Origin of the sequence: Natronolimnohabitans innermongolicus JCM 12255 (genome assembly GCF_000337215.1) — an archaeon.
GTDB lineage: Archaea > Halobacteriota > Halobacteria > Halobacteriales > Natrialbaceae > Natronolimnohabitans > Natronolimnohabitans innermongolicus.
On record NZ_AOHZ01000082.1, the window covers coordinates 37,910 to 53,493 of the forward strand.

The window sequence follows — 15,584 nt, forward strand, 5'->3', positions numbered from 1 at the left end:
ATAGCTCCAATAATTAATCTGCGGAATAGTATATTACTCTCGATGGGAGAAACATCTCGGTTACTACCGACCCCTAACCGATTCGCCCGCCGATAGCGACCGTCAGCCGTCCTCGAGAACCACCCGATCGCCGGCCTCGACGCCCTCGGCGGCGCCGGCGGGCAACTCGAGCATGAGATCGCACTCCTCGCGGGCGAAACTCCGCCACGGCCGTAGTCGTTCGACGCGCTGGACGACGCCGTCGGCGACCCAGATCGCGTCAATCGGGAAGAAGACGAACAGCATGTGAACGTCGCGAACCGAGGTCGTCTCGAACCGAAACGCCAGCGCGTAGTCGTCGGGAATCGAGCGACGAAACATCAACCCGCGAGTCTGACTGAGCAGCGTGTCGGCGACGTCGACGGTCGTCGCCAGTAGCCGTCGGTCACTCACGTCGCCGCGATCGCCGTTACCCGACTCGCCGCCCGCAACCGGTTCGTGTACCAAACGCACGCCCTCGAGTCCGTAGTCGGGGACGAAAAAGCTTCTCGCCCGTTCCTGCCCGATTCCGGACGGAGTCACCGCGGACCGGACCGCGTCGAACTCGCCGCGGTCGCCGCGTCGGCCCGGTCGCGCCGGTCGCGAACGACGAGCCAGCACGCACAGAGGAAGCCGACGGCGACGGTGCCGGCGAGGATGCCGAACGCGATCCGGTAGCCGAACTCGGTGTAGGCGACGGTGCCGCCGACGGTCTCGCCCGTCTGGTAGGCGTCGAGAGCGACACCCATGATCGTCGGCAGGATCGTGCCGCCGACGAAGCCGGCGGTGTTTACGGTCGCCGTCGCGACGCCGCTCGCGCCGGCGGGGTAGCGTTCTTTGACGACCGACAGCGAGAGCATCGCGGCGCCGAAGAGAAACCCGCTGGCCAGGTAGGCCAGCGCGACGACGGGCAGCGGCGGCCGTCCGAAGACGGGAATCGTCGCGAGCGCGGCCGCGTACACGCCGATACCAACTGCCATCGGAAGCAGGCGCCGCTCGAGTCGGTCCGAGAGCCAGCCGATGGTCGTCGGGCCGAAGAGGACGCCGACCGAGGCGAGCAGCGTGAAGTAGGAGGCCGTCGTCACGTCGAGGTCGTAGACGACGACCACGTATGGGACGCCCCACATGCCGACGAGGGTCAACATCGCGCCGTTGCCGGCGAAGAAGACGACCGACAGCAGCCACTGATCGAGGTCCGTCGCGAGCGTTCGCAGGTGACCGCCCAGCTCCGAGAGGGTAACCGATGGCTGCTCCGGGACGCCCTCGATCGGCTCGAGGCCGGCGGCGGCCGGCGACTGGCGCGCGAGGACGAAGACCGAACCCGCGGCGACGACGCCGACGGCGCCCAGTCCGGCGATCGTCGGCCGCCAGCCGAACGCGTCGACGGTGACCGCAAGCGGCGTCGTCGCGAGGATCGCACCGAGACCCGCGATGCTGCCGGTGAGGCCGGTCATCGTCGCGAACTCGTCGTCGCGGTACCAGTTCGCGCAGAATCGGAGGATGGAGACGAAGATCACGCCGCTGCCGAGCCCGATGAGCGCTCTCGAGGCGAACGCCGCGAGGTAGCTCTCACTGAGCGCGAAGCCGACCGCGCCCAGACTCAGAACGACGCCGCCGATCGAGCCGACGTAACGCGGACCCACGCGGTCGGCGAGGACGCCGGTGGGGATCTGGATCGCCGCGTAGATGAGGAAGAACGAGGCGTGCAGCGTCCCCAGCTGGGCCGCGGTCGTCTCAAAGTCGACGGTCAGGCGCTCCGAGAGGACGGCCGTCGAGAGCCGGTGGAGGTTCACCAGCAAGAAGACGGTCGCTAGCGCTCCCCACGCGAGCCACCGCCGTTTCGTCGGGTCCGACAGCACGTTCACGCGGAAACCGTTTCACGAGCGGACGTGTAAGCGTTCCGAGCGTGAGAACGCGCAACCGCTGGCGAGCATGTAAACGGTTCGAGCGAGGAAGCCGCTGCTCGCAGGAGTGGTTGTGGTCGTACGGAGAAACGGCTCGCCGTGCGAGCGGCCGCTCAGATACGGCCGACGTTCTCGACGCCGACGCTTTCGACGCCGTCGACCTCGGTGAAGTTCTCCTCGACGGCTTCCGTGCCGCCCGCGCCGTCGGGGACGATCACGGTCGGGTAGAGCGCGACGAGGCCGAACGCGACCTCCTCACGTTCGACGCCGTTGATCTTGGCGCCCTCGGGGAGGCTGCTCTCGAGTCGCTCCTGGAGCGCGTCCAGGTCGATTTCGGGGCTGTCCGGCATGACCTTGATCTTGGCAGCTACTTTTCCCATGGTACTCTCAGGGTCCGGTGAATTCGCAGTCGGGGCACTCGTAGAGGTTGCTCTGCTTGCGGCACTTGGCACAGCGGTAAATCTGGGCGCCACAGTCGGGGCACTTGAACGCCGCGGCGTTGGTGCCCGCGATGTTGATCCCACAGGAGACGCAGGATCGAGCCTGCTGATCGTCCGTCGTACTCATACCCCTCCCTTTCCGCCCGGCGTTTTTAAACTACTCGATACCGGATTCCCGGGCGCCGACTCACGCCGACGGACGCGGTCGCTCGAATCGTCGCGGTCGATGACTGACAGTGGCACCTATAGTAACAACTGAAACTGTTCACACACCAATCGCACAGCGCTCGTGCGATTGGGTGTGCACTGACTTTCAGTGGCTACTATATCTTTCTTCGAGGAGAGAATCCCGCCGTTTACGCCGGGGAGGATGTCACCGTAGCTCTTGTACGTCACTGCACACCCGATCGCAGGACTGCGTTGCGATCGGTGCGTAAATCGTTGTTAGAGTACCCACTGAAACGAGTTGCACGCCGACCGAGGCGCCCGTCCCCGCGTGTTTTCAGGTTCAGAAAACGCGCGACTATATACATAACGTTGCTCCCGAAAGGGTTGATCGAGGTTCGGTGGGTCGACGCCAGGCCGGACCTCTGCCTCTGACATTCCTGGCGTTCGTCGCGTTCGGACGACTGGTGGAATCCGTCGCGACCGCCGTTCTCCGTCGACGTTGTCGTCGCTCTTCGTCACGCACAGCTCCGTGTAGACCAGAGACGGTTCGGTCGACCGACCGAAATGCAACATTCAAACGGGTTGGCCCCTTACACTCGCTGAATGCGCCTCGACGACTACATCGAGGAGTTAGAGCCCGACGAGGAGGCCGAGCGACGCCGCCTCGCCAAGGAGAAGTCCTACGCGATCACGGACCACCTGGAAGAGTTCGAGCGCAACTTCGAGCAATCGCTGTCGGGCGACTCCCTCGTGGGCTCGACGGCGCCATCGATTTTCGTCGGGCGGTCGAACTATCCGGACATCCCCGTCGGGTTGCTCTCGCCGGTCGGCGACGAGGACGCCGCCGAAGAGTACGTCACCGACGGCAACTGGTACCAGCAGGGCTACGACATCCCCGACGTCCTCCAGCGTCGGACCGGCCTGCTAAACTCCAACAAGCGCGCGAACGTCGACTCGCCGAGCATCGCGAGCCGACTGACGCCGAACGTCCACGACGCCTGGGACGGGTTCGTCGGCGTCCAGCGAGAGGTCGCCATCGCCGGCCGGCCGGTCGACCTCGAGATCGGCCTCGACGACACGCCGGATCTCGGCCTCGACGCGGGCACGGACGTCGCGACGCCCCGCGGGCCGCGGGCCAACGCCCGTAACGCCGAACTGCGGGAGAACCCTTACGTGCCGAAACCGGTCAAGAAGACCCTCGAGGACGACGACTGGCAGGCCCAGGGGGCCATGACCTTCCTCTACCGGCGCGGCTTCGACGTCTACGACATCAACTCGATCCTCTCGGCGGGCGCTCTCGGCGAGGCGAAACAGCGCCGTCTCGTCCCGACGCGCTGGTCGATCACGGCGGTCGACGACACCGTCGGCCAGTACCTCCGCGGACGCATCCGCAACGAACCCAGCGTCGACGAGGTGCAGGTGTGGGCCAACGAGTACATGGGCAACCGCTACTGGGTCGTCCTCGCGCCGGGCAACTGGGAGTTCGAACTCGTCGAGATGAAGGCGCCCGGCAGCATCTGGAATCCGAATCCCGGCGACGACGTCTGGCTCCAGAGCGCCAGCGAGGGCTACGAGGGGCGCTCGAGCTACGTCGAGGAAACCGCCGGGGCCTACTACGCCGCCCGACTCGGCGTGCTCGAGTACCTCGAGTCGATCGGTCGGCAGGCGAAGTGTCTCGTCCTCCGGGAGGTCAGCGACGACTACTGGGCGCCCGTCGGCGTCTGGCAGGTTCGCGAGAGCGTCCGCAACGCCTTCGACGGCACCTACGGCGAGGCCGAGACGTTCCACGACGCCGTCGCCGAGATTTCGACGCAGCTGCCGGTTTCGCACGCGCGTCTGCGCCGGAAGTCCGAACTGGCCGCGGGGCTGCAGGCCAACCTCAGTTCCTTCACCGGCCAGGAGTGACCCGACGAATCCGAGCCCCTAACTCGCTCGAGCCCCACGTCGACCTATGACACTCGCGCTGGTCAGCGCCGAGCTCCTTACCGTGATAGCGATGCTCGCGCTTCTCATCGGCGTGCCGCTGTTCGTCGTCGCCGTCATCGCGGTCGTGTCGGCGTACCTGCAGTACGACGCCGAGCAGTACCTCGAAGAACTGGAGGCCAAGGGGGAAACGGGCGAGGCGCCGGCCGACGAGGACGGTCCACGATAACGCGCTGTACCCGAAGACGGTTCGGTTGCGGCTGCGGTTAATCCGATTCGGCGACCGGTCCCTCCGAGCCGGGTGGAGCCGGTGGCTCTGACTCGGACCCGGATTCGGGATTCGGTTCAGAGTCGGGATCGGGCTCAAAACCGGTCGTCGAATCGTCAGTAGCGCCGGCGTCGTCGACGACTCGACTGAAGACGTTCACTCCGGCTTTGAACACCGCGAGCAACACGGGGCCGAGGAACAGCCCCATGATCCCGAGCAGGTAGATGCCGCCGATAACGCCGACGACGACGACCGCGGGGTGGAGTCCGGAGCCCCGATCGACGAAGATCGCCCGCAGGTAGTTGTCGATGACCGCGAGGACCGTCACGCCGTAGATTAGGAGGAAGGCGGCGGCGACCACGCCGTCGGTCATCGCGAGGTAGCCGACCGCGGGTCCCCAGACGAGCCAGACGCCGATCGCCGGCAGGAAGGAGACGACGATCATGATCACCGTCCAGAAGGCGACGTTCGGGACGCCGAGCAGGTAGAGTCCGAGACCGCCGAGCAGCCCCTCGACGAGCGCGACGAGAACGTGACTGTACATCACCGCCCAGGTGACGACGCTGACCTCCTCGACGAGTTCGTCGCGGACGTGTGGGTCGATCGGTGCGACGTCGCCGAGCCAGGTGACCAACGTCGCTCCGTCGAGCAGCAGATAGTACAGCAAGAAGACGAAGACGATCAATCCGAGCCCCATCTCGACGCTCGTGTTCAACAGCCCGATCAGTTCGTACAGGACGAGTTCGACCGCCTCCGACAGCGACGATTCGACCTCGGTTACGACCGTGGCCTCGACGGCGTCGACGTGTTCGGCCTCGAGGCCGAGGTCGTCTTCGGCGAGCGTCCGCGCGGTCTCGAGGACGGCTGTCTCGTCGAAGCCGTTGAGAAACGAGACGACGGTCTGGAGGACGACGACGGAAATAATCAGCAGCGGGACGACGGCGGCGACGATCGCGAATCCGGTCAGCGAGAGCGCCGAGAGTCTGGGACCGAGTATCGGCTCGAGTCGTTCGTAAGCGGGGTAGAGAACGAACGCGAGGAGGGCGGCCGCCAGGACGTACTGCAGTAGCGGCGCGATCATCAGCGTCGCAATCGCGCCGAGGAGGACGAGCAGGAGGGCGAAGAACGCGGTGCGGACGTCCATACGTACTCGTGGCGCGTCGTGTAAGTAAATCTTAACATTATTATTTGCTGAGTTGTGGGTGCGGATAGAGACGGCAAGAATAGCTCCGGAAAAACCGCCATCGGGCAGCCGGACGCACGCTCGAGAGACGACGCACCGTCGATCGAACGGCGACGAAAACGGGAGACGACGGGCAAACGGATGCCGGGGGCCGACCGGTCAGTCGGTGACTTCGGTTTCGACGCTGTCGAGTCGTTCGAACGCTTCCTCCGTGATGTCGCCGGTCCGATCGATGATGTCCGCCCACTCGTCGTTGTCGGGCGCCATGCCGAGCAGCCGCGCGATCTTCATGATCGAGACGTGATAGACGCGCTGGCGACCGGGCTCTTCCTCCCAGATGATCACGTTACAGGGGAAGAGGCCGCCGATTCGCAGCGTTTCGCCGAGCGCTTCGTTCGCGACCTCGGGGTTACAGGCGCCGAGGACGTAGTAGGGGTCGCGGTCGGCGTCGACCTTCTCGTTCAGTAGGTCCGAGGGCGAGAACTCGACGGGGATCCCGAAGCCGACGTCCGTACAGACCTCCCGAACGTGCTCGATCGCTTCCTCGTGTTCCATCTCGAGGATGGCCTGTTTCTCGCCGTACTCCTCCGGGTCGAGTGCCGCCGGATCGATTGGCAGTGACATACCGGAGGTTGGCGCTCGGCGGTAAAATACGTGGGGATCGGAGTGGTCGACGACCGGAACCGCGTCCGACAGCTACAGCGGTACCGGTAGCCACTCGAGGTACTCGAGTACGGTTGTCGGATCGAACAGCGGGTCGTGGACGACGAGCCAGTCGAGGAGGACCAGCCCCGCGCCGTGGGCGATCACGGAGGGCAGGATCGAGTTCGACTTGTAATCGACGGCGCCGAAGAGGATATCCGTCGGCCCCGACAGGAGGAACTCGATCGGCGGCTTTCCGTAGTGGTGGAGCATGTAGACGACGGGGCTGATGAGCACCGCCTTGAAGCCGATGTCCTTGACGCCCACACAGAGCAGGCCGCGGTAGTAGGTCTCTGCGGCCAGCGCGAGGATGAATAGCTGGACGGCGTGTGGTAGGAACTCGCCTAACGCGGCCGAGGTCGGCCACATCGGGTAGTACTCCCGGATCGTCGGCAGCGTCGAACCCACGAGGTAAAACGGGAGCACGAACAGCGAGAGCAACACGGCGTTTCGGACGGCGACGCGGTTGACGTTCCAGCCGATATGGCGACCGTGAGTGAGCCCCAGCGCGAGCGGCCCGCCGATCAGCAAGGCGCCGTCGACGTAGACCCGTCTGTCGAGTTCGGGCGGAACGAACTGCATCCACAGCACAGTCAGAATCGCCCCCGTCAGCAGTGACTTCTGGACCCACGAGAGGCGGTCGAACTGCTTTCGAATCCAGCGGTCGCCGCCGTCGGCCCGCTCGGTCGCCACGGCTGATTACTCGTCTGCCGTCGGGATCGGTCCGGTGCCGATGACCGCTTCGACGTGTGACCTGAACTCCTGGCGGCGCTGGAAGTAGGTCTCGTCGATCTCCTCGAGCACGCTCGCGAGTTCGCGGGGACCGTCCGGCGTCCGGATGACGCTGTCGCCCTCGAGGCGCTCGATCTCGCTTTTCTCCTTCGGCCAGACCAGCCGGGAGGTGACGCGGGCGAGCGGGGCGCCCTCGACGGGCGTTCGTTCACCGAGCGCGACGGCCGGCTCCTCGTCTTCCTCGTCGCTCATGCGCGGTCGTTTGCGAGCGCGTCGATTCAAGCTTTCGTTTCCGGGGGTCGCCGCGGGTGCGACTCGACGGCGAAACTCTCCGACTGCCGAGATGTGTCTGACGTAGCGTTTTGTGATAGGCGCTCAAATCCCTGTTCATGACAAGTCTGACGGAGGTCTACGACGGGACCGCACGGGAGGTGGCGAGCCCCTGGCGGCTGTACGGGGGGACGGCGCTCGTCCTGCTTGGCGCGCTCCTGGCGGTGGTCGCCGTGGTCGTGGCGACGACCGACCTCTTCAGTGGCGCCGCGGCGGCGGTGTCGCCGGGGATGGACGCCCACTACGCCTCGATTCGCGTCGCCGGCGTACTCGCCGGCCTCGGCGTTCCGATCGCACTGGTCGGCGTCTTTCTCGTGTTGCCCGCCGGTCGCCGCGTCCACGCCGCCGCGGCGATCAGCGTGAGCCTGTGTCTGCTCGGGGTCGTCCTCTTCTGGGACGCCTACCCCCACGACTGGCGCAGCTACGGCGCCGATCACACGCTCCGGGTGTCGGCGGTCTACCTGCTCGGACTGTTCATGGCCCTCTGGAGCCTGTTTACCGCCGTCGTCAACTTCAAGACGCGAAACGACCCCGGCGGCGCCCTCGAGATGAACGTCACGCGCCAGAACAAGACCGTCGTCGAGGTCACCGAATCCGACCGATCCGGCGGACTCGGCGGAATCGGCTTCCTCGGCAGCACCCCCGACGGCGAGGTCGAAACCCAGACCAACGCGGACGATTCCAACGGCGAGACGCTCTCCTATGACGAGTCGTCGACCGTCTCCGGATCGACCGAAAGTGGAAACTCGAGCCCCCGTTCGACCGCTGGTACGGCGGCCTCGAGTTCGACGGGCGGTTCCGGAAGCGGGGGCCGCAAGCGGCGACCGACGCCCGGCGTCGCGACCAGCGACGGCGGGACGGCCGCGTCGGACATCACGTCGCCGCTCGACGCCGGAGACGGCCGCGACGCCGAGATCGTCGACGGCGACACCACGCCACAGACCACGCCGCAGGAGCCGGCAGCGCCGACGGACCGATACTGCGGCAACTGCCAGCACTTCGAGTACGTCCGCTCGTCGGAGGGGATGGTCCCCTACTGCGCTCGCCACGAGCGGGCGATGGACGACATGGACGCCTGCGAGGAGTGGGCGCCGAACCGCTGAGTCGAACGCCGAACCGTCGCCGCGGGCCGTTCGATTCAGGCTCAACTGCTTTTCGCCCGCCGAGTGAACGGGCGGTATGGACGTCGACGACTTGCCGTCGACCGATACGCTCCGGGGTCGAACCGGCGAGAACCCGGTGGCTCACTGGATTCTGCTCGATGCGAACCGCTGGCTTCTGGCCGGCCTCCTCTCGCTCGCGACGTTCGCATCGTTCGTCGCCGCCGGGTCGCTGTCGATCTCGCTGCAAGACGCCATGGCTTCCGGCTCGCCCGTCGAGACCGCGTTTCAGGCGCTGATCGCCGCAGTTATCACCGGCGTTACGCTCGTCGTCGCGATCAACCAGCTCGTCCTCTCACAGGAGCTCGGCCGGCTGGGCGATCAACAGACCTGGATGAACGAGGCGATGGACTACCGTCGAAACGCCGAGGAACTGTTCGGCACGACGGGGCCGCCCGATCCCGCGCGATTTCTGCAGGCGCTCGTACAGACGAGCAGCGAGACCGCCGAGGCGCTTCGGACGGCCGTCACCGACAGCGACGAAGAGGCGCTGCGACGGCGTACCGATCGGCTCGTCGACAACATCTGTCGAAACTCCGACGAGATTTACTCGCAGCTCGAAACCGCCGAGTTCGGCGAATTCGGCGTCCTGCGGTCGGGCCTGAACTACAACTATTCGTGGAAGATCTACGCGGTCCGTCGGCTGTGCCACGAACACGAGGAGACGCTTGACAACGACCAGCGGGCGGCCTTCGACGACCTGATCGACAGCCTGACGTTGTTCGGCCCGGCGCTCGAGCACTTCAAGTCGCTGTACTTTCAGTGGGAGCTCGTCCACCTCACTCGGTCGATGCTGTACTCCGGTCTGCCGGGCGTCGTCATCGCGACGGCGACGGTGCTCTATCTCGAGCCGGGAATGGCGGCTGGGACGACCTTCGGCGTCGACGATCTGGTGTGGATAGTCAGCATGAGTGCGACGGTTTCGCTGGTTCCGTTCTTCTTGCTCGCGACCTACGTCGCGCGAATCGCGACCGTTTCGAAGCGAACCGGATCGCTCGGGCCGTTCATTCTCCGCCACTCGGAACGGACGGGAGAAATCGACTGGGAAGAGTAGCGGAGACCTCCTCCTCGCCGTAAACGGCGAGGCTTCCCACGGCACTGCACCGCTGGGTTGGGATATTTGCTGGTTTACAACCCGTCGGTATGACAGGCCGATGGCAGGGCCACACTGCCGTTACTCCTATCCCGGCAGGGGACTCGGAGTTATCTTGTGACCGAGACACCACAGCGGTTCGAGAGTGTGTCTCGAACGTTCTGGTTCTCGGAGTCCCGATATTGTGCATTTGAGTGGGCGGTGTGACCGCCTCGGTGTTCGTCATGCTGCGGTACGATGTCACTTAAATATCCGTGTTGTTGCTTAACGTGGTCGGTGTAAGAGTTGTCGGATTTACGCCCGCCGTGAACGGCGGGATTCTCTCCTCGCAGAAAGATAGTGGTCAGTGAACGTCACTGCACACCTGATCGCAGTACGGCGTTACGATCAGTGTGTGAATCGTTTCACTGACTACTAGAACCCGACCATCTGCTGGCCCATCTCGAAGCCCCACTGCGGGACCTCGTAGACGATCAGCGCCACGAGTACCAGTTCGAGGCCGGTGACGACGACCGTCACCGCGTCCGCGTACTTGCTGCTGACCGTGACGCCGATCGGAAGGCCGTACTCCTTCTTCCAGAGCGGGTAAAACAGCGCGATGCCGCGCTTGCTGCCCGCGACGTCTAACACGTAGTGGGTCAACACGCCGATCCAGACGTACTCGAGGTTGCCGAAAACGTAGGGAAAGACGATAAACAGGGCCAGAACCGGGAGATTGTGCAGCGTCTTGCGGTGTTTGCCAAACGCCGTGTCGACGTCCGGAAACAGCGCGCCGAGGGTGACCGGGACGGTGATCGCGACGATCGTCTCGAACGTCTCGAGGTCGCCCGCGGGCTCGAGGAGATAGCCGAGCCCGATGCTCAAGAGCACCGCATTGAGAACGTGTCCCTTCTTGTTCATTCACTCGGTACTGGTGAGGCCGGCACCGAATAGCTTTCTCTCGAGAGTGTCATCGATTCGGAACCGTTCGGCGCGGGCGAATGGACTGTAGGAGACGGCGAGCCGAAACGGACGACGGCGGCCGGCAGCGATAACGAGGGTGGCAGCGACGGCGACGACGACGGCGGCGTGTGACTTACTGCAGTTCGTCGATCGCCTCGAGCAGGTCCTCGAGGGCCTGATCGACGGTCCGTGCGCGGACGTCGGCACGGTCGCCGTCGAAAACGTACCGCGAGACGGTGGCGAAGGAGGTCTCGCTGCCCCACGGTCCGGCGTAGGCGACGCCGATGTAGACGGTTCCGACCGGGTTCTCTTCGGTCCCGCCTGTGGGTCCCGCGACGCCAGTCGTCGCGATTCCCCACGTCGTGTCCGTCACGTCGCGGACCCCCTGGGCCATCTGGCGGGCGACGGGTTCGGAGACGGCGCCGTGTTCGTCGAGCGCCTCGCGGCTGACGCCGAGGTGGCGGCGCTTGGCGTCGTAGGCGTAGGTCGTCAGCCCCGAATCGAAGTAGTCGCTGGCGCCGGGTACGGCCGTTATCGCGGCGCCGATCAGGCCGCCGGTACAGGATTCGGCGACGGCGAGCGTCTCCTCGCGGTCCCGGAGCGCGTCGGCGACGTCCATCGGCAGTTCGCGATCGATGTCGTCGTTCATACCGGAGGCAACGAACCGTCGGTACGTCAAAGCGCGGCTTTCTGCCGGGCGCCGACAGCGGCTCCTCGGGCGGCCGATCGAGTCACCGTCGCGAGCGCGAACGGAAAGAACGACGGTCCGCGCGCCCGCTGGATCCGGTATGGAGTACGAGACGCCGTTGTTCTTCCACGTCATGCAGTACGCCGACCGGGCCGACCGCGACGTCGTCGACATGGTCAGCGGAAACCCCGACTGGGAGCCCCCCGAGGCACTCCGGGAGGGACTGCGCGACTACGCCTCACTCGAGCCCGATCGGTTCCAGTACGGCCCCAGCGAGGGCCTCCTCGAGCTTCGCGAGGAGATCGCGGCTCGTCGGGGCGTCGACGCCGAGCAGGTGATCGTCACCAACGGCGCGGGCGAGGCGAACTACCTCGCGATGGCTCGCGCCCTCGAGCGCGATAGCGGCGACGAGATTCTCCTGACCGATCCCGTCTACCCCTACTATCCCGGAAAGACGACGATGCTCGGCGGCACGCAGCGGTTCGTCGCGACCGACGAGACGGGCCAGCTCGATCCCGCCGACGTTCGCGACGCGGCGAGCGAGGAGACGGCCGCGATCGTCGTCAACTCGCCGAACAACCCCACGGGCGCGGTCTACCCCGCGGAGACGATGGAAGCGCTCGTCGAGATCGCCGAGGCGTACGACGCGATCCTCGTCAGCGACGAGGTCTACGACCACTACGACCTCTCGGGCGAGTTCGCGAGCGCGCTCGAGTCCGATTCGGCCCACCGGATCGTCACCAACGCGTTCTCGAAGTCGATGGCGATCACGGGCTTTCGTGTCGGCTACGCGATCTTCCCACCCGAACTGGTCGAGAACGCAAAGAGCCGTCATATGCTGGTCAACGTGGCGACGACGCGGCCCCCACAGTACGCGGTGTTGCGGGCGCTGCGGGAGACGCCGCCGGAGTACTACGAGGAAAACCGCGCCCTGCTCCGCGAGCGCGTCGACACCTTCACCGACGCCCTGGACGCCGCGGGCGCAGAGTACACCACGCCCCGGGGCTCGTTCTACGTCATGGCTCGCTTCGAGGACTATCCAGGCACGCTCGAGAACGTCGAGCGGCTGATCGACGAGGCCGGCGTCGCGGGAATGCCCGGCGAGGCCTTCGGCGACTCGCGGTCGGCGTGGCTGCGGTTCGCGCTCGTAACGCCCCGCGTCGAGGAGGCCGCCGAGCGGCTGGCGACGTACTTCGGGTGAGCGACTCTCGAGCGACGGTCGGCTACGTCGATACGCGGCGGTATCGTCCGTCCCCGTGCAGCTGTCGTGCGGTGGCGCGTGCTGTCGGCTGGCCGAACGACGGTGAGGACAGTCGACGACATCGTGCGAGGGATGAGCGACGGAACGAAGTGACCGAGCGAATCGGCTGGGGAGGGCGAGGCCACCTCTGACGGGCACGATAGCAGCGTCAGAGTTCTGTCATTGTCCTCGGGGAACACGACGGTCAACGGCCGGTGATTAAAATCTGTACGCTTCCGCGTACGATGACCGTGTGATCGGCGTCCGACCGCTACTGCTGTCCGATTAGCGCACGGTCGGCTTCAGTTGGTGCTGCAAGGGACGCCGATCCGAATCGAACGGGAGACGACGGGACGGCCGCAATACAGATACGCCGCGAGACGAGTGGTTGAGTGAAGATGGTCCTCGAGGTCGTGCTCGTCGCGTTCGTCGCGACGCAGCTGTGTTATTTCGTTGCCAACTGCGGGCTGCTCGCGCTGTTTCTCCGCCGACCGATGAACCGCGTCGACGAGCGAACGCTCGGGACCGTCCTCGAGCGCGCGGAGAAACGGCGCGATGGCGAAACGAGGACAGAGATCGAACGCGGACCCGGCCCCGACTGTCGGCTCCCCGCCGACCTCCGGCGGCGGGTCCACGTCTTCGTCCCGCTGGTCGGCGAGCAGTGGGACGCCCTCGAGTCGACGCTTGCGAGCCTCGCCGCCCAGAGCTACCCCGCGTCGTCGCTCACCGTCCACGTGGTCTACGAGCCGCGAGACCGGACGGCGCTCGAACTCGAGGGGGCGATCGAACCGCGCCGTCCGCCGGGCCTCGAGATCGAAACCGTCGCGGTCGACGGCGAGACGAACGCGGTCGGGGCGATGGCTGGCGATGACAGCAGCCGAGACGAACGCGACGGACAGGACCGAGGCTCGTGGCTCGCGCCGACCGGCGTCCCGCCCGCGACGGCGGCGATGCTGGCAGCCGCCTACGAAGACGACGGTCGCGGCGTCGCTGGCGACGACCTCGTCACCGTTATCGACGCCGACACGTGGCTTCCCGTCGACGCCCTCGAACTCGCCGTCGCCGGTCTCGAGGAGTACGATATCGTCCAGGCCAAACGCTCCGTTCGCAACGTCGACTTCGGGATCCTCCCGCTGCTCGAGTCGACGGCGGCCGCAGTCCGTTCGGACCTGTTGCCGACCTCGAGTTCGGGCCCCTACGCCATTCAGGAGACGGGCTACGTGACCGAAGCGCGCGTCCTCGAGGACGTCGCACGGTGGCACCGCGAGCGAGACGAGGGTGGGGCGCTGCCGCTCGGGCTGGCGGCCTCGCGGCGAGGGTACGACCTCGGCGTCCTCGATCGGTTCGTTCTCGAAGGCTGTCCGCCGGGGCTCGAGGCGTGGTTCGAGCGAAAGCGATCGTCGTCGCGGGAACTGTACCGACGCGTCGCCGCTCACGGCTGGACGGCGATCGACGACGTTCGGTGCTGGTCGGGACGGCTGTTGTTGCAGTCGATCGCGCTCGTCAGCGTCGTCGGGGTGCCGGCCGCGGCGCTCGTCGCGTGGCCGACACTCACGGGGAGCGGAGCCGAATCGTGGTCGGTCCCGCTCTCCCTGCAGTTGCTCGTCGGCTTCAACGTCGTGCTCTGGGGGTACTACAGCGTGCGGGCGTACCGGGCCGCGTGGCGGGCGTACCCGTTCCGGAATCGGCTGCACCGGCTCGCGTACTCGCTTCTCTCGAACCCGTTCACGCAGGCGCTGTACGCGATGGCGTCTGCGGCGCCGATCGCGCTCGCTGCCGTCGATCTCGCGACGGGAGGCGACTCGAGTCCGACTGAGCCGACCGAACCAACTGCGTCGCCCGAATCGACCGACGGGAGCGGCGGGCGGGGATAGCTCGAGTTCGGACGCCGTCGCGGAGTCGAGAGCTCCTGACCCGGCAGGCGCACCGAAAGCGGCGTCCGTTGCGCCGGAGATAGTGTTGGCTACCGATGTGGGTCGCGCTCACCCAGCCGTTCGACGGCGGGGCGGTCGCCACGGCGCTCCTCGTCTGCGTCGTCGCGCTCGTCCACCTCCTTCCCGAGACGCTCCCGATTTCGAGCGGCGTCTCGCGTCGCAGCCTGCTGTCCCTCGCGGGCGGTATCTCGACCGTGTACGCGTTCCTCCACCTGTTTCCGGAACTCGAGACGCGCCGGGGCGCACTCGAGACGACCGAGCCCGCGCTCGGATCGACGCTCGTCCAGCACGGATACGCGCTCGTCTTCCTCGGACTGGCGTTATTCTACGGCCTCGAGCGAGTCGCGACAATATCCCGGTCCCACGAGTTCGACCACGAACTGGGCTCGCTCGCCGACGAGCCCGTCTTCTGGATTCATGTCAGCTCGTTCGCGGTCTACAACGCCTTCATCGGGTACGTGCTGGTCGCGGGGGAGACCGGCACCGAATCGACGGCGCTGTTCGCGGTCGCGATGGCGTTTCACCTGCTCGGCAACGACGAAGCGATGAGCCAACACCACCGCGAGTCGTATCAGCGACTCGGGCGGTGGGTTCTCGCGGCCGCGGTTTTCGTCGGCGCCGCCGTCGGCGTCGTATACGCGTTGAGCGACGTCGCGTTCACGGCGCTGCTCGGACTCCTGACGGGCGGCGTCGTCTTCAACGCGATCAAGGACGAACTGCCGCGGACTGAAAAGAGTCGATTCTGGGCGTTCGCCGCCGGATCGGGCGTCTACGCAGTCGTGCTCCTCGCACTCTGACCGTCCTCTGACCGTCCGATTCGGCGGCGGCCAGTCCCGCGTCGGTGCCGTCGCGAGGGACC

Annotated in this window: 17 protein-coding genes; 7 read left to right on the forward strand and 10 right to left on the reverse strand. The window is 66.1% G+C overall.

All coding sequences use genetic code 11. The features are described from left to right. Positions 1–102: 102 nt before the first annotated feature. From C493_RS17395 to C493_RS17410, 4 genes are all read right to left on the reverse strand, one after another. A complete protein-coding gene (locus C493_RS17395) occupies positions 103–492 on the reverse strand; it encodes a DUF192 domain-containing protein (RefSeq protein WP_049889454.1) in 390 nt (129 codons plus the stop codon). 65 nt (positions 493–557) lie between these two features. Further along, positions 558–1,883 (reverse strand): MFS transporter, encoded by a 1,326-nt coding sequence (locus C493_RS17400; RefSeq protein WP_007260800.1) that lies wholly within the window; start codon positions 1,881–1,883, stop codon positions 558–560. Positions 1,884–2,035: 152 nt separating this feature from the next. Further along, a complete protein-coding gene (locus tag C493_RS17405) occupies positions 2,036–2,302 on the reverse strand; it encodes an elongation factor 1-beta (protein ID WP_007260801.1) in 267 nt (88 codons plus the stop codon). Positions 2,303–2,309: 7 nt separating this feature from the next. Further along, complete coding sequence (locus C493_RS17410; protein WP_007260802.1) at positions 2,310–2,489, reverse strand: HVO_2753 family zinc finger protein; 180 nt, start codon at positions 2,487–2,489, stop codon at positions 2,310–2,312. Between the two features lie 644 nt (positions 2,490–3,133). Between C493_RS17410 and nreA the strand changes: the two genes are divergently transcribed. Both nreA and C493_RS17420 read left to right on the forward strand, forming a co-directional pair. After that, a complete protein-coding gene (gene nreA / locus C493_RS17415) occupies positions 3,134–4,435 on the forward strand; it encodes a DNA repair protein NreA (RefSeq protein ID WP_007260803.1) in 1,302 nt (433 codons plus the stop codon). Between the two features lie 46 nt (positions 4,436–4,481). Then, entirely contained in the window at positions 4,482–4,682 is a 201-nt protein-coding gene (locus C493_RS17420; protein WP_007260804.1) for a hypothetical protein, read from the forward strand. A gap of 37 nt (positions 4,683–4,719) precedes the next feature. Here C493_RS17420 and C493_RS17425 read toward each other — a convergent pair whose 3' ends face one another. The 4 genes from C493_RS17425 to C493_RS17440 all read right to left on the reverse strand — a co-directional run bounded on the left by C493_RS17425 (position 4,720) and on the right by C493_RS17440 (position 7,590). Continuing rightward, on the reverse strand, positions 4,720–5,865 hold the full coding sequence (locus tag C493_RS17425) for an AI-2E family transporter (RefSeq protein ID WP_007260805.1): 1,146 nt from the start codon (positions 5,863–5,865) through the stop codon (positions 4,720–4,722). 198 nt (positions 5,866–6,063) lie between these two features. Then, complete coding sequence (locus tag C493_RS17430; RefSeq protein ID WP_007260806.1) at positions 6,064–6,528, reverse strand: DUF302 domain-containing protein; 465 nt, start codon at positions 6,526–6,528, stop codon at positions 6,064–6,066. A 72-nt stretch (positions 6,529–6,600) separates the two neighbouring features. Further along, a complete protein-coding gene (locus tag C493_RS17435; RefSeq protein WP_007260807.1) occupies positions 6,601–7,299 on the reverse strand; it encodes a CPBP family glutamic-type intramembrane protease in 699 nt (232 codons plus the stop codon). Positions 7,300–7,305: 6 nt separating this feature from the next. Beyond that, positions 7,306–7,590 (reverse strand): DUF5789 family protein, encoded by a 285-nt coding sequence (locus tag C493_RS17440; RefSeq protein WP_007260808.1) that lies wholly within the window; start codon positions 7,588–7,590, stop codon positions 7,306–7,308. 137 nt (positions 7,591–7,727) lie between these two features. Between C493_RS17440 and C493_RS17445 the strand changes: the two genes are divergently transcribed. Continuing rightward, positions 7,728–8,771 carry a DUF7139 domain-containing protein gene (locus C493_RS17445; RefSeq protein WP_007260809.1) on the forward strand — a complete coding sequence of 348 codons (1,044 nt, stop codon included), beginning with the start codon at positions 7,728–7,730 and terminating at the stop codon, positions 8,769–8,771. A 76-nt stretch (positions 8,772–8,847) separates the two neighbouring features. Beyond that, positions 8,848–9,882, forward strand: coding sequence for a hypothetical protein (locus C493_RS17450; RefSeq protein WP_007260810.1), 1,035 nt, complete (start codon positions 8,848–8,850; stop codon positions 9,880–9,882). A gap of 453 nt (positions 9,883–10,335) precedes the next feature. Here the strand turns inward: C493_RS17450 and C493_RS17455 are convergent, their stop codons facing one another. Continuing rightward, positions 10,336–10,821, reverse strand: a complete 486-nt coding sequence (locus tag C493_RS17455) for a metal-dependent hydrolase (protein WP_007260811.1) — start codon at positions 10,819–10,821, stop codon at positions 10,336–10,338. 175 nt (positions 10,822–10,996) lie between these two features. After that, positions 10,997–11,512, reverse strand: a complete 516-nt coding sequence (locus tag C493_RS17460) for a CinA family protein (RefSeq protein ID WP_007260812.1) — start codon at positions 11,510–11,512, stop codon at positions 10,997–10,999. A 139-nt stretch (positions 11,513–11,651) separates the two neighbouring features. Between C493_RS17460 and C493_RS17465 the strand changes: the two genes are divergently transcribed. The 3 genes from C493_RS17465 (at position 11,652) to C493_RS17475 (ending at position 15,522) form a co-directional block, all read left to right on the forward strand. Further along, positions 11,652–12,752, forward strand: a complete 1,101-nt coding sequence (locus tag C493_RS17465) for a pyridoxal phosphate-dependent aminotransferase (RefSeq protein ID WP_007260813.1) — start codon at positions 11,652–11,654, stop codon at positions 12,750–12,752. 437 nt (positions 12,753–13,189) lie between these two features. Beyond that, on the forward strand, positions 13,190–14,665 hold the full coding sequence (locus C493_RS17470; RefSeq protein WP_007260814.1) for a glycosyltransferase: 1,476 nt from the start codon (positions 13,190–13,192) through the stop codon (positions 14,663–14,665). A gap of 95 nt (positions 14,666–14,760) precedes the next feature. Then, positions 14,761–15,522 (forward strand): hypothetical protein, encoded by a 762-nt coding sequence (locus C493_RS17475; RefSeq protein ID WP_007260815.1) that lies wholly within the window; start codon positions 14,761–14,763, stop codon positions 15,520–15,522. Positions 15,523–15,584: the final 62 nt, after the last annotated feature.

Bases quoted from the DNA above. Each gene is read 5' to 3' on its own strand.
- C493_RS17455 (WP_007260811.1), bottom strand. From the start codon at position 10,821: ATGAACAAGAAGGGACACGTTCTCAATGCGGTGCTCTTGAGCATCGGG.
- C493_RS17420 (WP_007260804.1), top strand. From the start codon at position 4,482: ATGACACTCGCGCTGGTCAGCGCCGAGCTCCTTACCGTGATAGCGATG.
- nreA (WP_007260803.1), top strand. From the start codon at position 3,134: ATGCGCCTCGACGACTACATCGAGGAGTTAGAGCCCGACGAGGAGGCC.
- C493_RS17450 (WP_007260810.1), top strand. From the start codon at position 8,848: ATGGACGTCGACGACTTGCCGTCGACCGATACGCTCCGGGGTCGAACC.
- C493_RS17460 (WP_007260812.1), bottom strand. From the start codon at position 11,512: ATGAACGACGACATCGATCGCGAACTGCCGATGGACGTCGCCGACGCG.
- C493_RS17410 (WP_007260802.1), bottom strand. From the start codon at position 2,489: ATGAGTACGACGGACGATCAGCAGGCTCGATCCTGCGTCTCCTGTGGG.
- C493_RS17445 (WP_007260809.1), top strand. From the start codon at position 7,728: ATGACAAGTCTGACGGAGGTCTACGACGGGACCGCACGGGAGGTGGCG.
- C493_RS17405 (WP_007260801.1), bottom strand. From the start codon at position 2,302: ATGGGAAAAGTAGCTGCCAAGATCAAGGTCATGCCGGACAGCCCCGAA.
- C493_RS17440 (WP_007260808.1), bottom strand. From the start codon at position 7,590: ATGAGCGACGAGGAAGACGAGGAGCCGGCCGTCGCGCTCGGTGAACGA.
- C493_RS17425 (WP_007260805.1), bottom strand. From the start codon at position 5,865: ATGGACGTCCGCACCGCGTTCTTCGCCCTCCTGCTCGTCCTCCTCGGC.
- C493_RS17470 (WP_007260814.1), top strand. From the start codon at position 13,190: ATGGTCCTCGAGGTCGTGCTCGTCGCGTTCGTCGCGACGCAGCTGTGT.
- C493_RS17475 (WP_007260815.1), top strand. From the start codon at position 14,761: ATGTGGGTCGCGCTCACCCAGCCGTTCGACGGCGGGGCGGTCGCCACG.
- C493_RS17430 (WP_007260806.1), bottom strand. From the start codon at position 6,528: ATGTCACTGCCAATCGATCCGGCGGCACTCGACCCGGAGGAGTACGGC.
- C493_RS17465 (WP_007260813.1), top strand. From the start codon at position 11,652: ATGGAGTACGAGACGCCGTTGTTCTTCCACGTCATGCAGTACGCCGAC.